Source organism: Bradyrhizobium sp. MOS003, assembly GCF_003020125.1.
Lineage (GTDB): Bacteria > Pseudomonadota > Alphaproteobacteria > Rhizobiales > Xanthobacteraceae > Bradyrhizobium.
This window is the reverse complement of the sequence record NZ_PYFW01000007.1, coordinates 193138-213766: the sequence shown is the minus strand read 5'-3', so window position 1 is coordinate 213766 and position 20629 is coordinate 193138. Positions and strand designations below refer to the sequence as shown.

Here is a 20629-nt window from a genome sequence, read left to right as displayed (position 1 = left end):
TTCCTGCGGAAATCGGCGGACCGGGGCTTGAGCTTGCATGACGACGGGTGCACGCGCGCGATCGCCCGACGCGTGTCGAGCGGTCATGCGGAGCCACCCGGCATCAGCGCAAGCGGTATCTACCCGCGGCGCAAAGCCGGTCTCACAGTGTCGTTGTTCGGACGAAAGCCTTTTGAGCAATGCGGCCGGACGGCAACTGAAGCGCGCGTCCGGTCCTCCTCAGAGGTGTCAGTTTTTCAGGCTGACCCGTAGCGCTGGAGCGGGATTCGAACCCGCGTCACGATGATTAACAGTCATCTGCTCTACCAAACTGAGCTATCCTTTGTGCAAGAGACCGGAATCGAACCGATGCCTTCGGGTGTTCAGCCCGACGCTCTCCATGAGCTACGTCCTGCGTTTGCCCTTCATTCGGCGGAACACGAAACCGGAAACCGGCCCGCGCCAGTCGGGATCTCAGAGAGCCCGAACCCATGGCCTAGCGAAGGCTGGCGCTAATAGACGAAGCACCTTCGGGTTGCAAGAGGGCGGCTCAAGATTTTTAATCACGCAGGACAAACTGTGACGCGATAATCACAATGCGGTGTGACCTTAAACGCGAGACGTATCCTGAAAACACGCCCTCACCCAGTCGATCGTCACGCGTGTCGCCGGATCGCGCTTGAGGTGGTTCTGCACCAAGAGCCAGACATCGCGCCGCCTCGGCAGCAGCGTCGCGCGCAGGCTGCGGTCCGCTAGCAGGCCTTCGCAACTGTGCTCGGGCAGCACGCCGACGACTTGATGCGACTGGATCATGGTCCTGATGATGCGGACATTGTCGGTGATGCAGCGCACGTTGGTCAGCCGCTTCGCCCGCAGGAATTGCTGCTCCGGAATCGTGTCGAGCTCATCGGGATAGACGCAGGCGACGGGCTCGCCGCCGATGCGGTCGGCGGGCTCGAAGAAATACAGCCTGACCTCACCGAGCTTGGAGATGGTGAAGTCACCCTTCTCCGGCTTGCGCAGGCGAATGGCGAGGTCGGCCTGCCAGCGCGAGAATTTGACGTTGCCGCTGGAGGTCAGGAATTGCAGGGTCAGGCCGGGATGATCGCGCAGGAAGCTGCTCGCGTGCGGCGCCAGCAGCTCTTCAGCGACCGCATTGGTCGAGGCGATGCGCAGGCGGCCGACCGGGCCGGATTGGCTCTCCTTGATGTGGTCGATCGCCGCGACATGGGCGGCCATCGCGCCGACATGCTCGAGCACCGCCTCACAATGGCGCGTCGGCCGCCGCAGCCCGTCCACGGCATCGAACAGTGGCACGCCGAGATCGCGCTGGATGCGCGCGAGGCGGCGGCCAACCGTGGTCTCGTCGATGCTCAGCCGCGCGCTGGCGCCGGCATAGGTGCCCTCGTCTCTCACGGCAGCGATGATGCGCAGATCGTCCCAGTTCATGGCGGCGAGCCTAGCAGGGCTCGCTGTCCCCTGCAATTCTGCAGCCATAAGCTGGCAATAGTCCTGCACAATGGCAGCCCCATACTGCGCTAGTGTGGTGTCATCCGATATGCCTGGAAGGCCTGCCGACATGACCGCTCCCAAGACCCTGCTCGAACTCTCCGGCGCCGATCTCAATCCGCCGAAGCTCAACGAGGCCTGCCTCGTGCTGATCGACCTTCAGAACGAATATTGCGCCGGCCCGCTGGCCCTGCCCGATGCGCAGCCCGCAATCACCGCGGCGGCGCGCCTGCTCGCGCGGGCCCGGGAGAGCGGCGCTGCGATCATCCATGTCGCGCACAAGGGCCGCGCCGGCGGCCTGTTTGATCGCGAGGCCGCGCGTGGCGCGATCGTCGATCGCCTGACACCACTCGCAGGCGAGCCCGTCATCGAGAAAGCGCTGCCGAACGCTTTTGCCGGCACCGATCTGCAAGCCCGGCTTGCCGCGGCCGGATGCAAGAACATCGTGCTCGCCGGCTTCATGACCCACATGTGCATCTCCTCGACCGCCCGCGCCGCGCTCGACCTCGGCCTGCGCACGACGATCGCGGCCGATGCCTGCGCGACCCGCGACCTGCCGGATGGCCACGGCGGCACGCTGGATGCCCGGACGATTCACGAGGTCGCGCTGGCCGAGCTGTCGGATCGCTTCGCGATCATCACGCAAGGCGAAGCGCTGGCCTGACGGAGCATACGATGCTGCAACTCTATTTCTTTCCGATGGCCTGCTCGCTCTCGAGCCGCATCGCGCTGATGGAGGCCGGTATCGAGGCGCAGTATCACCTCGCCCATATCTGGACCAAGCAGGTGGTGGACGACGGAAGCGATTTCCGCGACGTGTCGCCGAAGGGCGCGGTGCCGGTTCTGGTGCTGGAGAACGGCGAGCGGCTGACCGAGAGCGCGGCGGTGCTGCAATACATCGCAGATTTGAATCCGAAGGCGGGCCTTGCGCCGGCGTTCGGCGATCCCGATCGCTATCGGCTGCAGGAATGGCTGAGCTTCGTCGGCGCCGAGATCCACAAGGCGTTCCTGTTTCCGACCTTCTGGTACAAGGACGACGGCTCGCTCGCCAAGCCGCGTGCGAGGATCACACAGACCTTGTCGGTGCCGGCAGCGCATCTGGCGGAGCGCGAATTCCTCATCGGCGACAGCTTCACCGTGGCGGATGCGAATCTCGCCTGGGTCTTGCTGCTGCTGCGTCCCGCGGGCGTCGACATCGCGCAGTGGCCGTCCCTTTCGGCCTATCTCGCGCGCATGCAGGCGCGGCCGGCCGTGCGGGAGGCGGTCGCAACGGAGATGGCGCTCCGCAAAACCCTCGCGGCGTGACAGGATGCCACGGCTGCCAAATTTGGAAGCGCGATCGCGAGGGCATTGAAGTCGGCGCGGCATGCGCTAATCTGACGGGATATTTTTCAATTTTCCCGGACGGCTTTCATGCGCCTCTTTTTTAGAAGTGACCTGCCCAGATTCTGTTTGGCTCTCCTCACCTACTGGCTTGGCCTTGGTTCCGTCTTTGCGGACGCGCGGGTCGCGTTGGTGATCGGCAACGGCGCCTATAGCTCCACCGCCCAACTTCCCAATCCGTCACACGATGCCGAGGACGTCGCAAGCTCGCTCAAGCGCAGCGGTTTCGAAGTGATCCAGGGTATCGACCTGCGTCAGGCCGACATGCAGGACCTGACCATCCGCTTCGCGCGCGCCGCGAGCAGAGCCGATGTCGCCATATTCTATTACAGCGGCCACGCGATGCAGTACAACGGCGTGAACTATCTGATGCCTGTCGACGCCGCGCTGACCGATGAGGCCGACCTCAAGCGTTTCGTTCGGGTCGACGACATCGTGAACGATCTGCAGCAGGCCAAGAACCTGCGCATCCTCGTGCTCGATTCCTGCCGCGACAATCCGCTGGCGGAAACTCTCAAGCGCTCTGCGACGCGGGCCGCCTCGGTCGGGCGTGGCCTGTCGAAGGTCGAAGCGCCGCGCGGCACCATCGTGTCGTTCTCGACGCAATCGGGACAGGTCGCAGCCGACGGCGCCGGCCGCAACAGCCCCTACACGACCGCGTTCCTGAAGCACATCGAGGAGCCGCACGAGATCGGCGACATCTTTCGCGACATCAGCAGCGACGTCTATGATGCCAGCGGCAAGACGCAGCTGCCGGAGCTGTCACTGTCGATCATCGGCAAGTTCTACCTGAACGGACCGGTGTCGGTCACGATCGCACCCGGGGCTCCGCAAGCCGCGCCGCGGGCCGACCCTTGTGCATCCGCGGAGGCTCACTGGAAGGCTGCCGACACCATCGGCACCGTCAGCGCCTTCGAGGACCATCTGACGCGATTTTCCGGCTGCAGCTTCGCCAGTCTCGCCAAGGCGCGGATCGAGAGCTTGAAGCAGAAGGTGGCGCTGGCGCCTGCGAGCAACAGCCGGGCCGGCGGCGGTAAGGATTTCGACGGCAGCTGGGACGTTACGCTGAATTGCCCGGCTTCCGGCAAGGCGCAGGGCTACACCAGACCCCTCTCCGGCACCGTCACCAACGGCGTGTTTCACGCCGAGGCGCAGGTCAGAGACGGCGCCAATCGCCTCGAGATAGACGGTCAGATCCCGGCCGACGGCAAGACCACCCTGAGCGCGCGAGGGACAACGGGGGCAAGCGCCTACACGCTCAACGACCTTGCGCCCGGTTCTCCCTATGCCTTCACGATCGATGCGCAGTTCGATCGCAACCGCGGCAGCGGCAAGCGCAACGAGGCGCGTCCCTGCAACCTGATTTTCGTCAAGCGCTAAAGCGCTATGAGTTTCGGATGAAACGTCACCGCGCTTTAGACTGTTGTTTGCGCATGATCTTTTCGGACAACCGCTTCGCGCTTTTCCGGATCATGCTCTAGGCTACGGGACGATCGCTCACACGCCCGTCTGGGTGATGAACTTCATGTTGAAGTAGGCTTCCATGGCCTCGGTGCCGCCTTCCGAGCCGTAGCCGGAATCCTTGATCCCGCCGAACGGCACTTCGGGCAATGCGAGGCCGAAGCTGTTGATCGACATCATGCCGGCCTCGACCGCCGAACCGATCGCGGTCGCGGTCTTGGTCGAACTGGTGAAGGCGTAGGAGGCAAGGCCGAACGGCAGCCGGTTCGCTTCCTCGACCACTTCGTCGAACGACGAGAAGCGCGAAATCAGCGCCAGCGGGCCGAACGGCTCCTCATTCATGGCGCGCGCATCCTTGGGCACGTCGCTCACCACGGTCGGCTCGAAGAAGTAGCCCTTGTTGCCGACACGCTTGCCACCGGTCTCGAGCTTGGCGCCCTTGCCGACCGCGTCCTGCACCATGCCTTCAATCGCGGTAACGCGGCGCGGATTGGCGAGCGAGCCCATCTTGGAGTCGGGATCGAGGCCATTTCCGACCTTGAACGCCTTGGCACCGTCGACGAACTTCTCGACGAACTCCTTGAACACGTCGTCCTGCACCAGCATGCGGGTCGGCGAGATGCAGACCTGTCCGGCGTTGCGGTACTTCGCAGCCGCCAGGATCTTCGCGGCCGAAGTGACGTCCGCATCCTTGAACACGATCGCCGGCGCATGGCCGCCGAGCTCCATGGTGGCGCGCTTCATATGCAGGCCGGCGAGCGCATTGAGCTGCTTGCCGACATTGGTCGAGCCCGTGAAGGAGATCTTGCGGATCACCGGATGCGGAATGAGGTATTCGGAGATTTCGGCAGGAACGCCGTAGACCAGATTGATGACACCGTCGGGGACGCCAGCGTCCGCGAACGCACGGATGAGTTGCGCGGGTGAGGCCGGGGTTTCCTCGGGCGCCTTGACGATGATTGAGCAGCCGGCGCCGAGCGCGGCAGACAATTTGCGCACGACTTGGTTGATCGGAAAATTCCAGGGCGTGAAGGCGGCGACCGGGCCGACAGGGTCCTTCATCGCGAGCTGGTAGATGCCGGGCCCGCGGGCGGGGATCACCCGGCCATAGGCGCGCTTGGCTTCCTCGGCGAACCACTCGATCACGTCGGCTGCGGCCATGGCTTCCATCTTGGCTTCGGCCAACGTCTTGCCCTGCTCCATGGTCAGGAGCAGCGCGATCTCATCGTTGCGCTCACGCATGATCGCGGCAGCCTTGCGCATGATCCGGCAGCGCTCGAACGGTGCGACATTGCGCCAGACCTTGAAGCCAGCGGCGGCCGCAGCCAACGCCTCGTCTAGGTCGGCCTTCTCGGCATGGGCGACGGTGCCGATCACTTCTTCGGTCGCGGGATTGACGACCTCAATGACCTTGCCCGATTGGGCCGGACGCCATTTGCCGCCGATGAAAAGCTCAGTGTTCGCGTAAGCCAACGGTCTCTCCCTGTTGTTGCTTATCGTTGGAATTGAAGTGGGTGGACGATGGGACCCCATCTGGCAAGACCCTTAGCACAGGGCGCCCCGTCACCTCACGCGTCAAATTTACCTGCAACGCTGCCCTGACAAAGGGCGTCTGCGGCCCGTGTCATTTCCGGCCCGAGATAGGTGCGGAAACTGGGCTCGGCGACCAGCCCGCGAAAATCCGCGATCTGTGCCACTCCGCCACCGGCCACGAACAGAAATCGCTCGGCAATGTCGGCGAGGATGTCCAGGTGCCAGGCCGCCGTCGGATGCATGCAGAGGATCACCAGCCTGCCCTCGTCCCGCAGCTTGCGGAAGAAATCGAGCATGAAGCCGATATAGCCGTCCTGCAGGTTGAACTGCGGCTCATCGAACAGATGAACCAGCGGCATCTTCGTCGGCGACGGCGTCAGGAAGGCGGACGGGATACGCTTGCGAAAGCGCCTGACCTGATAGGACTGGTGGTAGTGAATCGCAAGCCGATCACGCTCCCGATATTTGACGCCGTGGATGTCGGTGCCGGCGACCAGCACGCGGCCCGAGGTCGGCGCATTGGAGCCGGTCATCATCTCGAACAGGGTGGTCTTGCCGGCGCCGTTCGGACCGACCACGCCGACGATGCCGGGCTCGTCCAGCGACAGGTTTGCCTGCAGCGTGAATGTCGGGCGCCGGATGACGCGGCCCCTGGTGTAGACCTTGCGAACGTCATCGAGAACGAGCATCGGTGCGGCCACTTATTGGACTCCCAGCAAGCGCTGACGAAGGGCGCGATCGTCGCGCAGCAGCGCGGCTTCGCCGGTCCAGACAATCCGGCCGCGGTCGATCACCGCAGCATGATCGGCGACCGACAGCGCGATCTCGGCATTCTGCTCCACGACCAGCGAGGCGATGCCCTCGTCCTTCATCCGCACGATGGTCGCGAGCACGTCGCCGACGATCTTCGGCGCAAGGCCCTGGCTGGGCTCGTCGAACAGGACCAGCCCGGGCGAGCCGACCAGGGCGCGCGCAATCGCAACCATCTGCATCTCACCGCCTGACAGGTTTTCGCAGTCACGTTCCATCAGGTATTCGAGCGGCGAGAAGATCGCAGCCGCCTCCTTCAGGGACCAATTCCGAAACCGCGTCCGCTTCTGCGCAATCGCCAGATTGCGCGCCACAGACAAGGTCGGGCACAGCCGTCGGTCGTCAGGCACCCAGCCGATGCCGGCACGCGCGATCTCGTGAGTCGGATGGCGCGTGACGTCATGCCCGTCGAAGCGAACGGCGCCACGGCGCGGACGCGTCAGCCCGAGGATCGAGCGGAGCATGGTGGTCTTGCCGGCGCCGTTCGGCCCGAGCAGCGCACACACCTTTGCGCGCTCGATGGCGAGCGAGGCGCCGAACAGCGCCTGGGTCTCGCCGTAGAAGGTATCTACACCATCGACTTCGAGGATCATGCGAATTTCCCGAGGTTGGAGCGCCGAACCCAATCATTCTGTTGCAATTCGTGCGGCGTGCCACGCGCGACCACCTGGCCCCAATGGATGACCGAGATGCGATCGGCGAGGGAGAACAGGAATTCCATGTCGTGCTCGATGGCGACGATGGTCAGCTTGCCCTTGAGGCGGGCAATCAGGGCAGCCAGCCGCTGCACGCCGTCGGAGCCGAGGCCGGAGGTTGGCTCGTCCAGGCAAAGCACGCGCGGCGCCTGCGCGAGCGCCACCGCGATCTCCAGCGCGCGGCGATCGCCGTAGGACAGGTCCTTCGCACGGACATCGCCCTTCTCCACAAGCCCGACCGCGGCGAGCGCCTCGGAGGCCTGCTCGGCAAATCTGCGATCCCCTGCCACCGCATGGACGACGTCGAGGCCGCGCGCGCGGAACTCGGGCAAGCCCATCATGACGTTGTCACGGGCGGAGAATTCGTCGAACAGCGTCATGATTTGGAACGAGCGGGCGATACCCTTGGCGGCGATGCGGTGCGGGCTGAGGCCCGTGACATCCTCGCCGCCGAGGCGGACCTTGCCGCGGCTCGGCTTCACGCGTCCGGTCAGCACGTTGAAGAAGGTGGTCTTGCCCGCACCGTTCGGCCCCATCACCCCGTGAAACTCGCCCTCGGCCACCGCGAGATCGACGCTCTCCAGCACCACGCGATCGCCAAAGCGGACATGCACGCCCGCGGCCTCCAACATGCTCATCGCCCGCCTCCAACCAGGAGCCGCATGGCGGACGTACCACGCTGGCGCAGGGCATTCAGGGAATGCTGCTGCAGGGCGGCCGAGATCGCGCCGGCGATGCCCTCGGGGCGGAACAGCACGATCGCGATGAACAAGAGGCCAAAATAGAGCATCCAGGCATTGGTCAGCGCGCCGATCACATCGCGCGCGGTGAGGAAGAGGAACACGCCGATCACCGGTCCCCAGAAGCTGACGAGGCCGCCGCCGACAAGCGTCATCATCACGACATAGCCGGACTGATGCAGGCTCATGACATCAGGAAATGCGGCAAGCTGCGCCATCGCGAACAGCCCACCGGCAAAACCGGACACGGCGGCCGACAGCGCGAATATCGATGCCTTGTAGAGCCACACATTATAGCCGAGATGAGCCGCGCGGGTTTCGCTCTGCCGCATGGCGGCGACCACCCGACCATAGGGCGAATGCACCAGGCGCCACAGCGCAGCAACACCGACGGCGAAAGCCGCGAGGACAAAATAGTAGAAGGCGACGTTGTCGGTGAGGTCGAACGACACCAGCCCGAAATCGGCCGGCAGCCGCTTGATCTTGAGCAGACCGTCCTCCCCGCCGGTGATCCGGTGCGACTTGATGGCCAACGTCCAGAATATCTGACCGAAGGCGATCGTCATGAAAGCATAGTAGATGCCGCGCCGGTGCGAGATGAACAATGCCACCAACGCGCCGGCGAGCCCCGCGGCCAGCGCGGCCGCCACGAGGCAGATCCAGAGGTTGGCGACAATGTCGAACTGGCAGAGCCCGAACGCGTAGGCGCCGATGCCGAAATAGGCGCCATGCCCGAACGACGGGAGTCCGGCCGTACCCAGCACCAGGTTGAATGCCAGTGCGTAGAGCGACCAGATCAGGATCTCGATCCCGAGATAAGGGTAGAGCCCGATCCGCGTGATCCAGAGCGGCACCGTTGCAAGCACGAGCCAGAGCACCAGCATCGTCGGCGTGACGAGGCGTGAGGCCTCGGAAGAAGACTTCGATCCAACCATCATTCCCTAGGCCTCGAGCACGCTCTTCTTGCCCCAGAGGCCGCGCGCGCGGAACGTCACGACGACAACGAGCAGGATATACATCGACAACAGCGACCATTCGGACGCGTAGGCACCGGCAAGGCCGACGCAGAGTCCGACCAGCAATCCGGCCACGACGGCGCCCCAGAAACTTCCGACGCCGCCGAGCACGATCACCAGGAACGCGGGGATGACGGCATCGACGCCCATATGCGGGCGAATTCCCCAGATCGGCGCGACGATGATGCCCGCGATTGCAGCCAGCACGGTGCCGAACACGAAAACCAGCAGCCGCAGTCGCGACAGGTTGATGCCAAGCGCGCGGACGATTTCGCTGTCATGCGCACCGGCCTTCACGGTAGCGCCGAACGAGGTCTTCTCGATCAGCAGCCAGACGAGGCCGATGATTCCCGCCGCGATGCCCGCCGCGTAGAAGCGATAGGTCGACCAGATCAGATCATTGAAAATGAAGCCGCCATTGATGGCGGACGGCACCTGCAGGACGTAGTCCCGCGTGCCCCAGACCAGGCGGATCATCTCCTCGATCACCATCGCAGCGCCGAACGTCAGGAGCAGACCATAAAGCGGGTCCTTGCCGTAGGTGCGTCGCATGCAGAGCTCGATCAGCATGCCGACGAGGCTGACGATGACGGGCGCAACGACCAGCGTCGCGGCGTAGCGCCAACCGAGCGGTAGCGTAAGCCAGACTTTGGCGAGATCGGCCGGCAGTGGCGGGCGCGGTCCGGTGAGCTGCATGGCGACATAGGCGCCGAGCGCGAACAACGAGCCATGCGCAAGGTTGATCTGCTCCATCAGCCCGACGATGAGCATGAAGCCGAGCGCGATCAGCGCGAACAGCAGGCCGAGTGTGAGTCCGTTCAGGAGATGCGGAAGAAGATCAAACAATGTTTTGGCTCTCGCAACAGGCGTTTCCGACCCGGGGCATGGATGGCCCGGGCGAACGGCGCGCGAGACTGCGCGCCGCCCGGTCTGCGACGTGACGCGCCGTCTCTAGGAGTCGACGGTCGGCACCTGCTCATAAGGCGTGAGCTTGCACTTGCCGGGTGCAGCGTCATCGGCGGCCGATTTTGGCTCGGTCCAGCTGATGATCTCGAACAGGTCGGTATTGTCCGCCGGTTTGGCGTTACGCCGCGCCAGATAGATCGTCTGCTGCATCTGGTGCGTCACCGGATCCATGTAGGCGTCGAAATGCTGCATGCGATCGGTCGCCGAGACCTTCAGGTTCTCGAGTTCCTTGATGATCTTGACGTTGTTGGTCGACCCCGCCCGCTCGATCGCGCGCAGCAATTCGCGCGTCGACATGTAGCCGTTGTAGGAGACATTGCCCGGCACCGGGATCGGGCCGTCCTTGTTAGCGGCCTGCCACTTCTTGACGAAGTCGGCGACGCCGGGCAGCTGCAGCTTGTGATACCAGGTGGTCCCGAACACGCCGAACAGGCTGTCGGGCGCGCCCCACACGTCGGGCCAGTCCTGCTGGTTGTTGATCCAGGCGGGCTTGCCGTCGAGCTTGAGCTGCGCCACCTGCTCGCGCAGCGCCTTGATGTCGTCTCCGCCGATCGCGGTTGCCACCACGTCGGGCTTCGCCTGCTGGATCTTCAGCAGATAAGCGGTGAAGTCGCGGGTGTTCTGCGGCACCAGGAGATTGTCGATGATCTTGCCGCCGGCCGCCTCGACCTGCGCCTTGGTCGCGGCCGACGTCGTGTGCCCCCAGACATAGTCGTTGGTCAGCAGCATCCAGTTCTTGCCGATGGAATCGACCGAGTTCTTGACCGACGCCTTGGAGAAATTGGTGCCGTTGCCGTCCCAGACGAATTTGACGCGCGAGCAATTCTCCCCGGCCTCGCTCGGCGCGGAGGAATTGGTGTTCATATAGATCACGCCGTATTTGCTCGCGACCTGGGTGATCGCGTTGGCGACGCCGGAATGCAGCGCGCCGATCAGGATGGTGCAGTCCTCGCGGGTGATGAAGCGCTCGGCGACGCGGCTGCCGGTGGCCGGCGTCGTCTCGGTGTCCGCTGTGATGAACGTCACCTGTCGCCCGAGCACGCCGCCTTTGGCGTTGAACTCGTCGATTGCCATCTTGATGCCGCGGAAATCATCCTGACCGCTGTTGCCATATTGGCCGCTGGCATCACAGGTCAGGCCGAGCTTGATTGGCTTGGCCGCGCCTTGGGCCCACGCGTGATTCTCTTTCCACGGCCCGAAGAAGCTGCCGGTGCCGCCGATGACACTGGCCATCAGGCTGCCCTTCAAAACGCTCCGCCGTGAGATCTGACGCCCTCTCATCGTTTCCTCCCGTTTTCGAAGTCTTTTGCTTTTTTGTGAAGTTAGAATATTCATTCCATTTATGTTGTAAAGTAGAATATTTGATCCAAACGCTGAAATGCCGTTAAAGAGGCGACCGATCTGGAGACCGACCGATGAACAAGGCGTCCGGCGCCATGAGTTATGACGAGCTGCGCGGCGCGATCGCACAGCGTCACCGGGCGCTGTCCGGCCGGCTGCAGCAGATTGCCGAGTTCGTGCTCGATCATCCGACCGACGTTGCGCTCGGCACCGTCGCCGAGGTTGCGCAACGCTCGGGCGTGCCGCCGTCGGCGATCGTTCGCTTCGCTCATGCTCTGGGCTTCGGCGGCTTCACCGAGATGCAGCAGGTGTTCCGAACCCGCCTCGTCGCCGGCGTGGCGCCAAGTTACAAGGCACGGCTCGCCCGCATGAAGAGCGAGGAGAAGTCGGTTCTCGGCCGCCAGCCGGCGGCGGTGCTGTCGCGCTTCGTCTCGGAAGCGCAATCGTCGCTGGTGACGCTGAGCCAGTCCGTGCATGCACGCGAGCTCGATGCGGCAACCGCTATCCTTGCCAAGGCGCGCGACATCTATCTGCTCGGCCTCGGCGGCTCGTTTCCGGTCGCGACCCACCTCGCCTATGTCTTGCGCAAGCTTGGACGTCGCGTCGTCCTGCTCGACGGTACCGGCGGCAGCATTCATGAGCAATCACACGCAGCGACCGTGGACGACGCACTGGTGGCGATCAGCTTCCGCAATTACTATCCGGATACGGCCCGGCTGTTTCCGGAACTCGTCGCGCGCGGCGTGCCCGCGATCTCCATCACCGACAGCCTCTTGAGCCCGATCGTCGAGGGCGCGCGCGTGGTGTTCGAGATCCAGGACATGCCGGAGCCGGCGCTGCGCACATTGGTGGCACCGATGTGTCTGGTGCAGGCGATGGCGATCGGCCTCGACCTCGCGGCAGACTGACCTTTCATAACAGGAGAAGATCATGGCATCGCATGACGGAACGAAGATTCTTGCCGGCAAGGTCGCGCTGGTGACCGGCGCAGGCCGCGGGCTTGGCCGCGCCTTTGCGGAGAAGCTCGCCGCACTCGGCACTGATGTCGCCATCCACGGCATGCGCGAGAACGGGCCGGCGGAATATGGCGAGGGCACCACGTTGACCGCGGTGGCCGCGGAGATCGGCCAGCAATTTGGCGTGCGCAGCCAGCGGGTGCTCGGCGATCTCACCAAGGCGAGGACATCGCGCGGGTGATCGCCGAGACGGAGGCTTCGCTCGGCCCGATCGACATTCTCGTCCACAATGCCGGCGGGGATATCGCGGCTGCCGGCGGCAAGCCCGACCCCAACGACGCGGTGTACATCAAGGAGGCAGATGTGCGTGCGGTGCTGGAGCGCAATCTGCTCTCGACCATCCTGACCTGTCAGGCGGTTGCGAAGGGAATGATGGAACGGAAACGCGGCCGCATCGTCACGCTCGGCTCGGTCGCCGCTTTCAAGGGGCGCACCCAGGGTTCGATCTACGCAGTGTCGAAGGCCGGCGTGACCCATTACACGCGATGCCTTGCCGACCAACTCCGCCCCTACGACATCGCCGTCAACTGCATCGCGCCCGGCGATACCCGCACCAGCCGCTTCCTCGGCACGCGCGCGGTGGACCCTGACCGGATGGTCGAGAGCGGCACCCTCGACCGCATCGCGACCGTCGACGAGGTCGCGCGCGTCGTCGAGTTCTTTGCCGGCCCCATGGGCGCCTTCGTCTCCGGCCAGGTGCTGAGGATCGATGGCGGCGGGCAGTGCTGGCCGGGCTGAAGCCGAAAAGAAAAGGGCCGCTCCGGAGCGGCCCTTTTGAATCATCTCAAATAGGCTGAGCTCACTCCACCCGCGCCAGCACCGCGAGCTTGCGAATGCCCTTGTTCTTGTAGGCATCGAGGAAAGCGTAATAGTCCTTGAACGACACGCAGCCATTGGAATCGCCGTTCGGCCCGAGCATGAAGGTGTGGGCAAGCAGCCCGTCGCGGCCGTAGATCGCGCTCTCGCCGCCGACCGGTGTCAGGCGCAATGCGGGCACACCGTGGAACAGCGCTTCACGCGGCTTCAGCGTGTAGATGTGCGGCGGCGTCACGCCGCGCATGCGCGTGCGCTGGGAGCGCGGATCGTCGAGATTGGAGCCGAGGCCGGAATGCGCTTCGAGCTTGGTGCCGTCGGGCAGATACACCGTCTTGGCGGTGATATCGTAGACCGCGGTGTCCCGCTCGTAGGGCGGCGCACCGCCGAACATCGGGTTCTGCTCCTTCGGCGCGATGGACGCGGTCACGCTGGCATCGGCCGAAGCATAGGCCAGCAGCCCGCCGGACGGCTCCCGCTTGCCCCAGAGTTTTTCGACCATCGACTGGCGCGGACCGGTGATCGACATCACCGCTGCCTTGGCGCGATCCGCGAACGACTTCTTGGCTTCGGGCGCCGGCACGATCTGCGCCGGATCGGCCGAGGCCAGTTGCATCTGGGCATCCGGAGTGCGCTTGGACTTGTCGGCAGCCTTGTCAGCCGCCTTCTCGGCCATCTTGGCCGGGGCCGACGGCTTCAGCGCTTCCGCGACCTTCGCGATCACGCTCTGCTTCGGTGCGTCCTTGGCCACGGCAACCTGAGTTGCCGGCGCCGCGCTGGAGGCGTTCGATGCCACGCCTTGGGTCGCAGCCGCAGCAAAGCGCTCGTTGAACATCTCACGCGAGATCGGGGCGGCGACCTGCAACCGGTCGGGCAGGAGCGCAAAAGCGTCCTTGATGGCGTCGCCGGCCTCGCGCAGCGCGACCTTGGGCGTACGCTTGAGCACCGGCGCGTCATAGCCGGTGTTGCCGACGGTCGGATAGACGCTCGCGCCAAAGACGTTGCTGTAGATGGTCCAGCCGGCGCCCATCACGACGCAGCCGATGGCCGCGGCGCCGAGCCAATTGGTCGTCGTCATTTTTCGGGAAGAATTCCGCGAATTTCTCTTGGACTTCCGTGCCGCGTTACTCTGCGCAGCGATACTCGTACTCATTCGCCTTGCGTCCAGGACGGTGTCACTCAGTCCCCCTTCAAAGTGCCGCTGGTCACGATCCGGGAACAGCATTTCGCAGAGGGTCGGAGCGTCATTAAGGCGACTTTTAGTTAAATGCGGATTAAGTTCGGGCGGATGTAGGGCAATTGGCCAAGTCGTCCCATTTCGAGAAAAAAGCCCGCGGAACTACGGACTTAGTCGGGTCTGTTAACCATAATTCTCGGCCGGATCGGCGCAGCGAGCCGGCTCCTCCGGACACCTCTCTAGGGCCACCCAACCAAGTCGTTTTCGTGGCCATCGATACCCGGAAGATAGCGGGGAAGCGTTGCGCGAGGCTGGTGCACTGGCCTTCCCAACCGGGCGCGAGTGACGCAAGCAAGGCCGGGCAAGGTCAGGCGCATCACACAGCGCGTTCGGATGCGCACGCACTCGCCCCTGACCGAAAGTTGATCGCACCTCTCTGGAAAAGGCCGGGATGAGAAAATAGCTGGTGGAGCGGCACTTTTCAGCAGCCTCTGCGTGTGATACGGTACCGTATCAACATCGCCTTGAATTGTGCCGGGCATGCAAACGGAGGCTGGCATGAGAAGGTTCGCGCGCGCCGGATATTTTGCTCTGGCGTGGTCGTCGTTGATGGGATTCGCAGCCGCGCAGCCTGCCAATGCAGCTTGCACATCGTCGGCCTCGGCCGCGGGCACGCAAACCTGGCGCTGCGACAACGGTATCACCATCGTCGCGGAAAACGGCGCCAGATTTGAACTAAGGGACGCCAACCGCGACGGACATATTGACTCCGTCGAGTTGAGCAGCAAAGCCCTGCTGATCGAAGTGCCCAGGAAGCCGGGCGGCAATCCGTTCAAGGTGCTGACGCCGCAGGCGATTGCCGCGGTGCGGGGCACCCGATGGGCCGTCGATGTCGCTGAGGCCAAGACCTCCGTCTTCGTCGCCGACGGTCGTGTCGGCGTCAGCCACAGGGCACGTGGGCGCGGCGTCGTGCTGGGCCCCGGCGAAGGCGTCGACGTGGAAGCGACCGGGCCGTTGACGGTGAAGCAGTGGGGCCAGCCGCGCATCGACGCCCTCATGGCAAGACTTGGCCAATAGGACTTGGCCAATAGGACTTGGTCAATAGGACTTGGTCAATAGGGCTTGGTCAATAGGACTTGGTCAATAGGGCTTGGTCGATAGACCTCAGCCCGCAGGTCCCGAAGAAAAAGACGATTGCAGTACGACGTAATGACGAGACGCGTTCAAATCCTGGCGGCACTCGCCCTCACCGCGCTGTGGGGCGCGGGCATCTATGCCGCGCACGCAGGCGGCCATCTCCGCTTTCTCGACCGCCTGGAAGCAACGCTGACCGATTGGCGGACCCAGGTCCGCGGCGTGCAACGTCCGCCCGATCTCGTCACCATCGTCGCGATCGATGACACCGTGGTGAAGCGCGGCGGCAGTTACCCGCTGCCGCGCGCCGATCTCGCCCGGGTCGTCGACACCATCGTGCAGTTCAAGCCGAAGGTCGTCGCGATCGATCTTCTGCTGGTCGACCGCAGCGCGGCGATCGGCGACGCCACGCTGGCCAACACGCTCGCCACCGGCCCTATGGTGCTCGCCGCCGCAGCGATCTTCCCCTCCGCCAGCGAGACCGTGGAGGCCGGCAGCGCAGGTCCCCTCGCCGTGCTGCCGCAAGCGGAACGTTTCCTGCTGCCGCTGCCTGCGTTCGCCGATCACGCAGAGGTCGGCATCGTCAATGTCGCGACGGGACAATCTGGATCGCCGCTCTCGGTGCCGATGCTGTTCCGGACCCGCGACAAGGTCGAACTGTCGTTCCCGCTGCGCGTCGCAACGCGCGCGCTCGACAAGCCGCTGACGATCGCGCCCGATCACCTCATGCTCGGCGACCGCGTCGTGCCGACCGATGCCGACTTCGCACTGCCGATCACCTATTACGGCCCGCGCCGCACCATCCGCACCGTGAGCGCGCAGAGCATTTTCGACGGCACGCTCAATCGCGCAGCGATCGAGAACCGGATCGTCGTGATCGGCGCCGCGGTCGCGGGCGGCGGCGATTTCTATCCCACGCCGTTCGATTCCCTGATGCCCGGCGTCGAGGTGGTCTCGACCGCCATCACTCATCTGCTCGCCGGCGACGGCATCGTCCGCGACCACAGGGTCCGTATCGCCGACGCGTTTGCTGCGATCCTGCTGCCGATGCTGCTGGTCGGCTTGCTGGCGTGGCGGCGCAGCGCGCTCGGCATCATGGCCGCGGCCATTGTGATGTTCGCCTGGGCCGGTCTCAACGCGTTCGCGTTCACGCATGGTGTCTGGCTGAATGCAGCCACCACGCTCGCCGCTGCGGTGCCGCCGGTTGCGATCTTTGCCGGTGTGCAGCTGTGGGCCGGAGGCCGCCGTACGCAATATCTCGCCGCCAAGAGCAGGTCTCTCGCCCAATTCCAGGCACCGGCCGTGCAGGAATGGCTGGCGCGCGATCCGGATTTCCTGTCCAAACCGGTCCGGCAAGACGCCGCAATCGTCTTCATCGATCTCTCCGGCTTCACGTCGTTGAGCGAACAGATCGATCCGGATGCGCTTCAAGAAATCCTACGGGCGTTTCACGCGCTTATCGACAAGGTCGCGGTCGCTTGCGGCGGCATGATCACCGGCTTTCTCGGCGACGGCGCCATGATCCTGTTCGGTCTGCCGGCTGCGATGCCCGATGATGCCGCGCGCGCGCTCAAATGCGCGATCGATCTGCATCGCGGCGTCCAACACTGGATCGCCTCGCTGCCGTCAGCCATCGGCGGTCAGCTCGGCTTCAAGATCGGCGCGCATTTCGGCGAGATCGTCGCCTCCCGCCTCGGCGAAAGCCATCAGCACATCACCGCGACCGGCGACACCGTCAACGTCGCGAGCCGGCTGATGGAAGTCGCCGTTCAGAACGATGCACGGCTCGCCCTGAGCAATACGTTGCTCGATACGGCCGACTTCCACGGGGCTCCTGACGGCGTCCTGTCGGGCCCCCTGCTCGCCCAGATCCGTGGCCGCTCCGGCGTCGTGACCGTGTGGTTCTGGCGCGACCGGGACGGACCGAGCCAGGCTGCGGCCAGGGCCGAGATGATCGATTAAGGCCGCTACCTTGTTTCCGGCGGCGGCGAGCGGTCCAGCACGTCGCCCTTGGCGTCCTCCAGCAGATCGACGCTGTAGGTTTCGACCACGAGCGGGCCGCGCTTGCGCTGCAATTGCGCGACCTGCGTGACTTTCGCAAATAGGTCGTCGAGGATGGGATGACCGCCCGGACGCAGTTCGTCGACTGAGAGCAGCTTGCCCGCAAGCAGCTTTGGATCGGGCTCGCGCATGTTGACCCAGCGGATGCGCTGGTTCTGCTGCACCACGCAGGTGCCGGGCGGCAAGTAGAAGGCGAGCCAACCCGTCGTGCCATAGTCCTGCGCGAGCACGCAGGTCGCGCCATAGCGCGCGCGCATGGCTTCGATTCCCGCGGCGAGCTCGCGCCAGCCGACGCCGACGCTGCGCACGGTGGCATCGCGGCGATATCCGGAGAGCCAGCCGGTGTTGGCCTGCACGATCAGCGCCGCAAACATCACGATGCCGACAGGCGCGGCCCAGCGCAGGCAGAAATCCGCCAGGTGCTGCGCACGCGGCTTCCACTGCACGAGGTTGGCGGCGGCCGCAGCGGCAACAATGAAGGGCGGATAGACCGGAGCGAACCAATTGGCCTCGACGCGGGCATGCAGCGAATGCCAGACGAAATAGGCAACGATGGTCCAGAACATCGCCTCGATCAGCACGCGCGAGGCCAGTGCGCCGGCGCGCTGCCAGGTCAGCGCGTGCAGGCCCATCGCACCGAGGATGAAGACCAGCGGCGTCGCGAACGCGATCTGGGTCGGGATCAGCTCGGCGATGAAGACGGGGCGGAAGTCCTCGATCTTCGCGCGCCCAAGCTGCTTTGCGAACGAGACCCATTGATGGTCCGCGTTCCAGAGGATCACCGGCGAGAACAGCGCCAGCGCAACGAGGCCGCCGAGATAGGGCCAGGGCGAGAGAAACCAGCGGCGCAGCTTCGGCACGCAAGCGAGCCAGATCAGGATTCCCGCACCAAAGAACATCGCCGTGTATTTCGACAGCAGCGCCGCCCCGACGGCCGCACCGACCGCGAGCCACCAGACGCCGCGACCGGTCTCCAGTACTTTAGCGAGAAAGAACAGCACGAAGCTGGATGCCACCAGAAGCGGCGCATCCGGCGTCACGATCAGCGTGCCGACGGAGGCCATCATGGTGACGTTGAGCAGGATCGCGCTGGTCGCTGCCACGCGCGCGCCCCCAAACAGGATCGCAGCAGAGCGATAGACCGCATAGCTCATCGGCAGCGCCAACAGGACCGAAACGAGGCGGACGCCGAGCTCGTTATTCCCGGCAATCATCGTGCCGGCGCGGATCACGTAGGCGACCATCGGCGGATGGTCGTAATAGCCCCCGGCGAGGTTGTTCGACCACATCCAGTAATAGGCTTCGTCGAAAGTGATCGGCGTGAACGCGGCCGCAACGAGCCGCATGGCCACAAGCGCCACAATCAGCAGCGCGGTGTTGCGGACGATCCGCGCATCAGCCCCGCCCATATCGCGCTATTTCTTGCGCCAGACGAACAGGCCTGACATCGCGTAGTTCCACACCACGCCCATCAGCGCTCCGGCCATGCCGGCCAGCCACCAGATCGGCTCCTGGTCGTAGACCGAGAAGGCGACGCCGACATTGGCGAGCAGGCCGACGCTGCACACGATGTAGAAAGCGATGAGGCCGCGCAGCAGCGCAAAGCCCTTCAGCCGCTGGTCGCGATAGGTGAGGAAGTTGTTGAGGATGAAATTGCTGGTCATGGCGACGATGGCGCCGGCGGCCTGCGCTTCCGCGAACGGCGCCTTGAATAGCTGAAGTCCGATGAACAGCGTGGTGAGATGCACCACGAGGCCGATGCCGCCGACCATCGCGAACAGGATGAAGCGCAGCGAGACGATGTCGTTGCTCAGCTTGGCCAGCACGAGGCCGAGGAAGTCGAGCGCGACCATGGAATCGAGCTTGCTCTCGCCGTGCTGGCGGGCGCCGAAAGTGTAGGGAATCTCGACCGCCCGCAAGCCGCCGTGTGCGGTCGCGACGACGTCGAGCAGGATCTTGAAGCCATGCACGGAGAGCTTCGGCGCGAGCTGCTCGAAACGATCGCGGCGGATCATGAAGAAGCCGCTCATGGGATCCGCTATCTCGACCCGCAGCATCTTCCTGGCGAATTCCGTCGCCAGCGCGCTGGCGCCGGCGCGCTGCTTGTTGAAACCCTCGGTCTTGTAGCCCTCGATGTAGCGGCTGCCGACCACGAGGTCGGCCTCGTCGCTTGCGAGCAGCAACAGCATCTTCGGCAGTTGCGTCTCGTCGTGCTGGAGGTCGGCGTCGATCACGGCCACATAGGGGGCGCTGGACGCCAGGATGCCCTCGATGCAGGCCCCGGACAGGCCGCGGCGGCCGATGCGGCGGATACAGCGCACGCGGCTGTCCTGCTGCGCCAGCGCGCGCACGACGTCCCAGGTGCCGTCGGGCGAATTGTCGTCGACGAACACGACCTCCCAGGCCACGCTGCCGAGTGTCGCCTCCAGCCGCCGGTACAACACAGCGACATTGTCGCGTTCGTTGAAGGTCGGGACGATGACCGACAGTTCCGGCCCTTCAAGAGCCTGCAAAGGAGAGTCGGAGCCCGGTCTGATCGCTTCATTCATGACGGCAGCGTATATCCGCCGCGTCCTGCGCTGCCAAGCCGGTGGTTCTGTGGGGAATGCCCTAAAAGGGGCCCAAAAATGCCAACGACCCCGGAATGGCGGGCTGCGCGTACATCCGGCGCAAGCCTTAAGCTATTCCAAGGTCGTCCCAGCGCCGGAGTTTTCGCTCAACGTCGCCGTTAAAGACTAGATGGGAATGACGAGATCGCTTCGCAAGGGGCGAAAACGACGATTTCTGAGTCCTATTGGTTCGGCACTTCCCGGATGATTGGCCCGCGCGGCGCGGGCGCGGCGGGGGCTGCGGGTGCCGCAGCCGGAGCCGGCTCGACTTTCGCCGGTTTGGGCGGCTTGCCGTACTGGCCGATCGGCCCGAACACGACAGCGACCGCAAGCACGACCGCGGCAACGATCGCGCCCAAAATGCCCCCCACCGACTCAGACGCCAT

Annotated in this window: 18 protein-coding genes, 2 tRNA genes and 1 pseudogene; 7 read left to right on the top strand and 14 right to left on the bottom strand. The window is 64.6% G+C overall.

The window, feature by feature from the left end; genetic code table 11:
* Positions 1 to 252: 252 nt before the first annotated feature.
* The 3 genes from C7G42_RS26865 to C7G42_RS26855 all read right to left on the bottom strand — a co-directional run bounded on the left by C7G42_RS26865 (position 253) and on the right by C7G42_RS26855 (position 1428).
* Positions 253 to 320: transfer RNA gene (locus C7G42_RS26865), tRNA-Asn, on the bottom strand.
* Positions 321 to 325: 5 nt separating this feature from the next.
* Positions 326 to 395, bottom strand: a tRNA-Phe gene (locus C7G42_RS26860).
* Positions 396 to 588: 193 nt separating this feature from the next.
* A complete protein-coding gene (locus C7G42_RS26855; RefSeq protein ID WP_106951935.1) occupies positions 589 to 1428 on the bottom strand; it encodes a LysR family transcriptional regulator in 840 nt (279 codons plus the stop codon).
* A 130-nt stretch (positions 1429 to 1558) separates the two neighbouring features.
* Here C7G42_RS26855 and C7G42_RS26850 point away from each other — a divergent pair, with 130 nt between their 5' ends.
* The 3 genes from C7G42_RS26850 to C7G42_RS26840 all read left to right on the top strand — a co-directional run bounded on the left by C7G42_RS26850 (position 1559) and on the right by C7G42_RS26840 (position 4251).
* Entirely contained in the window at positions 1559 to 2152 is a 594-nt protein-coding gene (locus tag C7G42_RS26850) for a cysteine hydrolase family protein (protein WP_106951934.1), read from the top strand.
* An 11-nt stretch (positions 2153 to 2163) separates the two neighbouring features.
* Positions 2164 to 2793: a glutathione S-transferase family protein gene (locus C7G42_RS26845; RefSeq protein ID WP_106951933.1), complete on the top strand. Its 630-nt coding sequence runs from the start codon at positions 2164 to 2166 to the stop codon at positions 2791 to 2793.
* Positions 2794 to 2901: 108 nt separating this feature from the next.
* Positions 2902 to 4251: a caspase family protein gene (locus C7G42_RS26840; RefSeq protein WP_106951932.1), complete on the top strand. Its 1350-nt coding sequence runs from the start codon at positions 2902 to 2904 to the stop codon at positions 4249 to 4251.
* A gap of 117 nt (positions 4252 to 4368) precedes the next feature.
* Here C7G42_RS26840 and C7G42_RS26835 read toward each other — a convergent pair whose 3' ends face one another.
* From C7G42_RS26835 to C7G42_RS26805, 7 genes are all read right to left on the bottom strand, one after another.
* Positions 4369 to 5805 carry an NAD-dependent succinate-semialdehyde dehydrogenase gene (locus tag C7G42_RS26835; RefSeq protein WP_106951931.1) on the bottom strand — a complete coding sequence of 479 codons (1437 nt, stop codon included), beginning with the start codon at positions 5803 to 5805 and terminating at the stop codon, positions 4369 to 4371.
* 95 nt (positions 5806 to 5900) lie between these two features.
* Positions 5901 to 6566, bottom strand: a complete 666-nt coding sequence (locus tag C7G42_RS26830) for an ATP-binding cassette domain-containing protein (RefSeq protein WP_106951930.1) — start codon at positions 6564 to 6566, stop codon at positions 5901 to 5903.
* A complete protein-coding gene (locus C7G42_RS26825) occupies positions 6567 to 7268 on the bottom strand; it encodes an ABC transporter ATP-binding protein (RefSeq protein ID WP_106951929.1) in 702 nt (233 codons plus the stop codon).
* Complete coding sequence (locus tag C7G42_RS26820) at positions 7265 to 8008, bottom strand: ABC transporter ATP-binding protein (protein WP_106951928.1); 744 nt, start codon at positions 8006 to 8008, stop codon at positions 7265 to 7267. Before C7G42_RS26820 ends, C7G42_RS26825 begins: the two co-directional genes overlap by 4 nt.
* Entirely contained in the window at positions 8005 to 9048 is a 1044-nt protein-coding gene (locus C7G42_RS26815) for a branched-chain amino acid ABC transporter permease (RefSeq protein ID WP_106951927.1), read from the bottom strand. Before C7G42_RS26815 ends, C7G42_RS26820 begins: the two co-directional genes overlap by 4 nt.
* 3 nt (positions 9049 to 9051) lie before the next feature.
* Positions 9052 to 9972 (bottom strand): branched-chain amino acid ABC transporter permease, encoded by a 921-nt coding sequence (locus C7G42_RS26810; protein WP_106951926.1) that lies wholly within the window; start codon positions 9970 to 9972, stop codon positions 9052 to 9054.
* A 105-nt stretch (positions 9973 to 10077) separates the two neighbouring features.
* A complete protein-coding gene (locus C7G42_RS26805; RefSeq protein ID WP_245427966.1) occupies positions 10078 to 11373 on the bottom strand; it encodes an ABC transporter substrate-binding protein in 1296 nt (431 codons plus the stop codon).
* Between the two features lie 134 nt (positions 11374 to 11507).
* Here C7G42_RS26805 and C7G42_RS26800 point away from each other — a divergent pair, with 134 nt between their 5' ends.
* Entirely contained in the window at positions 11508 to 12341 is an 834-nt protein-coding gene (locus C7G42_RS26800; protein WP_106951925.1) for a MurR/RpiR family transcriptional regulator, read from the top strand.
* A 22-nt stretch (positions 12342 to 12363) separates the two neighbouring features.
* Positions 12364 to 13187, top strand: a pseudogene (locus tag C7G42_RS26795) (SDR family NAD(P)-dependent oxidoreductase).
* Between the two features lie 61 nt (positions 13188 to 13248).
* Here C7G42_RS26795 and C7G42_RS26790 read toward each other — a convergent pair.
* Positions 13249 to 14340, bottom strand: a complete 1092-nt coding sequence (locus C7G42_RS26790; protein WP_199581164.1) for a DUF2778 domain-containing protein — start codon at positions 14338 to 14340, stop codon at positions 13249 to 13251.
* A gap of 657 nt (positions 14341 to 14997) precedes the next feature.
* Between C7G42_RS26790 and C7G42_RS26785 the strand changes: the two genes are divergently transcribed.
* Positions 14998 to 15516, top strand: coding sequence for a FecR domain-containing protein (locus tag C7G42_RS26785; RefSeq protein WP_199581163.1), 519 nt, complete (start codon positions 14998 to 15000; stop codon positions 15514 to 15516).
* Positions 15517 to 15648: 132 nt separating this feature from the next.
* Entirely contained in the window at positions 15649 to 17535 is a 1887-nt protein-coding gene (locus C7G42_RS26780; RefSeq protein ID WP_106951922.1) for a CHASE2 domain-containing protein, read from the top strand.
* 5 nt (positions 17536 to 17540) lie between these two features.
* On the opposite strand, the gene C7G42_RS26775 is transcribed toward C7G42_RS26780, so the two are convergent.
* The 3 genes from C7G42_RS26775 to C7G42_RS26765 form a co-directional block, all read right to left on the bottom strand.
* Positions 17541 to 19043, bottom strand: a complete 1503-nt coding sequence (locus C7G42_RS26775) for a glycosyltransferase family 39 protein (RefSeq protein ID WP_106951921.1) — start codon at positions 19041 to 19043, stop codon at positions 17541 to 17543.
* 6 nt (positions 19044 to 19049) lie between these two features.
* Positions 19050 to 20183: a glycosyltransferase family 2 protein gene (locus C7G42_RS26770; protein ID WP_106951920.1), complete on the bottom strand. Its 1134-nt coding sequence runs from the start codon at positions 20181 to 20183 to the stop codon at positions 19050 to 19052.
* A gap of 242 nt (positions 20184 to 20425) precedes the next feature.
* Positions 20426 to 20629: a hypothetical protein gene (locus C7G42_RS26765; protein ID WP_094895576.1), complete on the bottom strand. Its 204-nt coding sequence runs from the start codon at positions 20627 to 20629 to the stop codon at positions 20426 to 20428.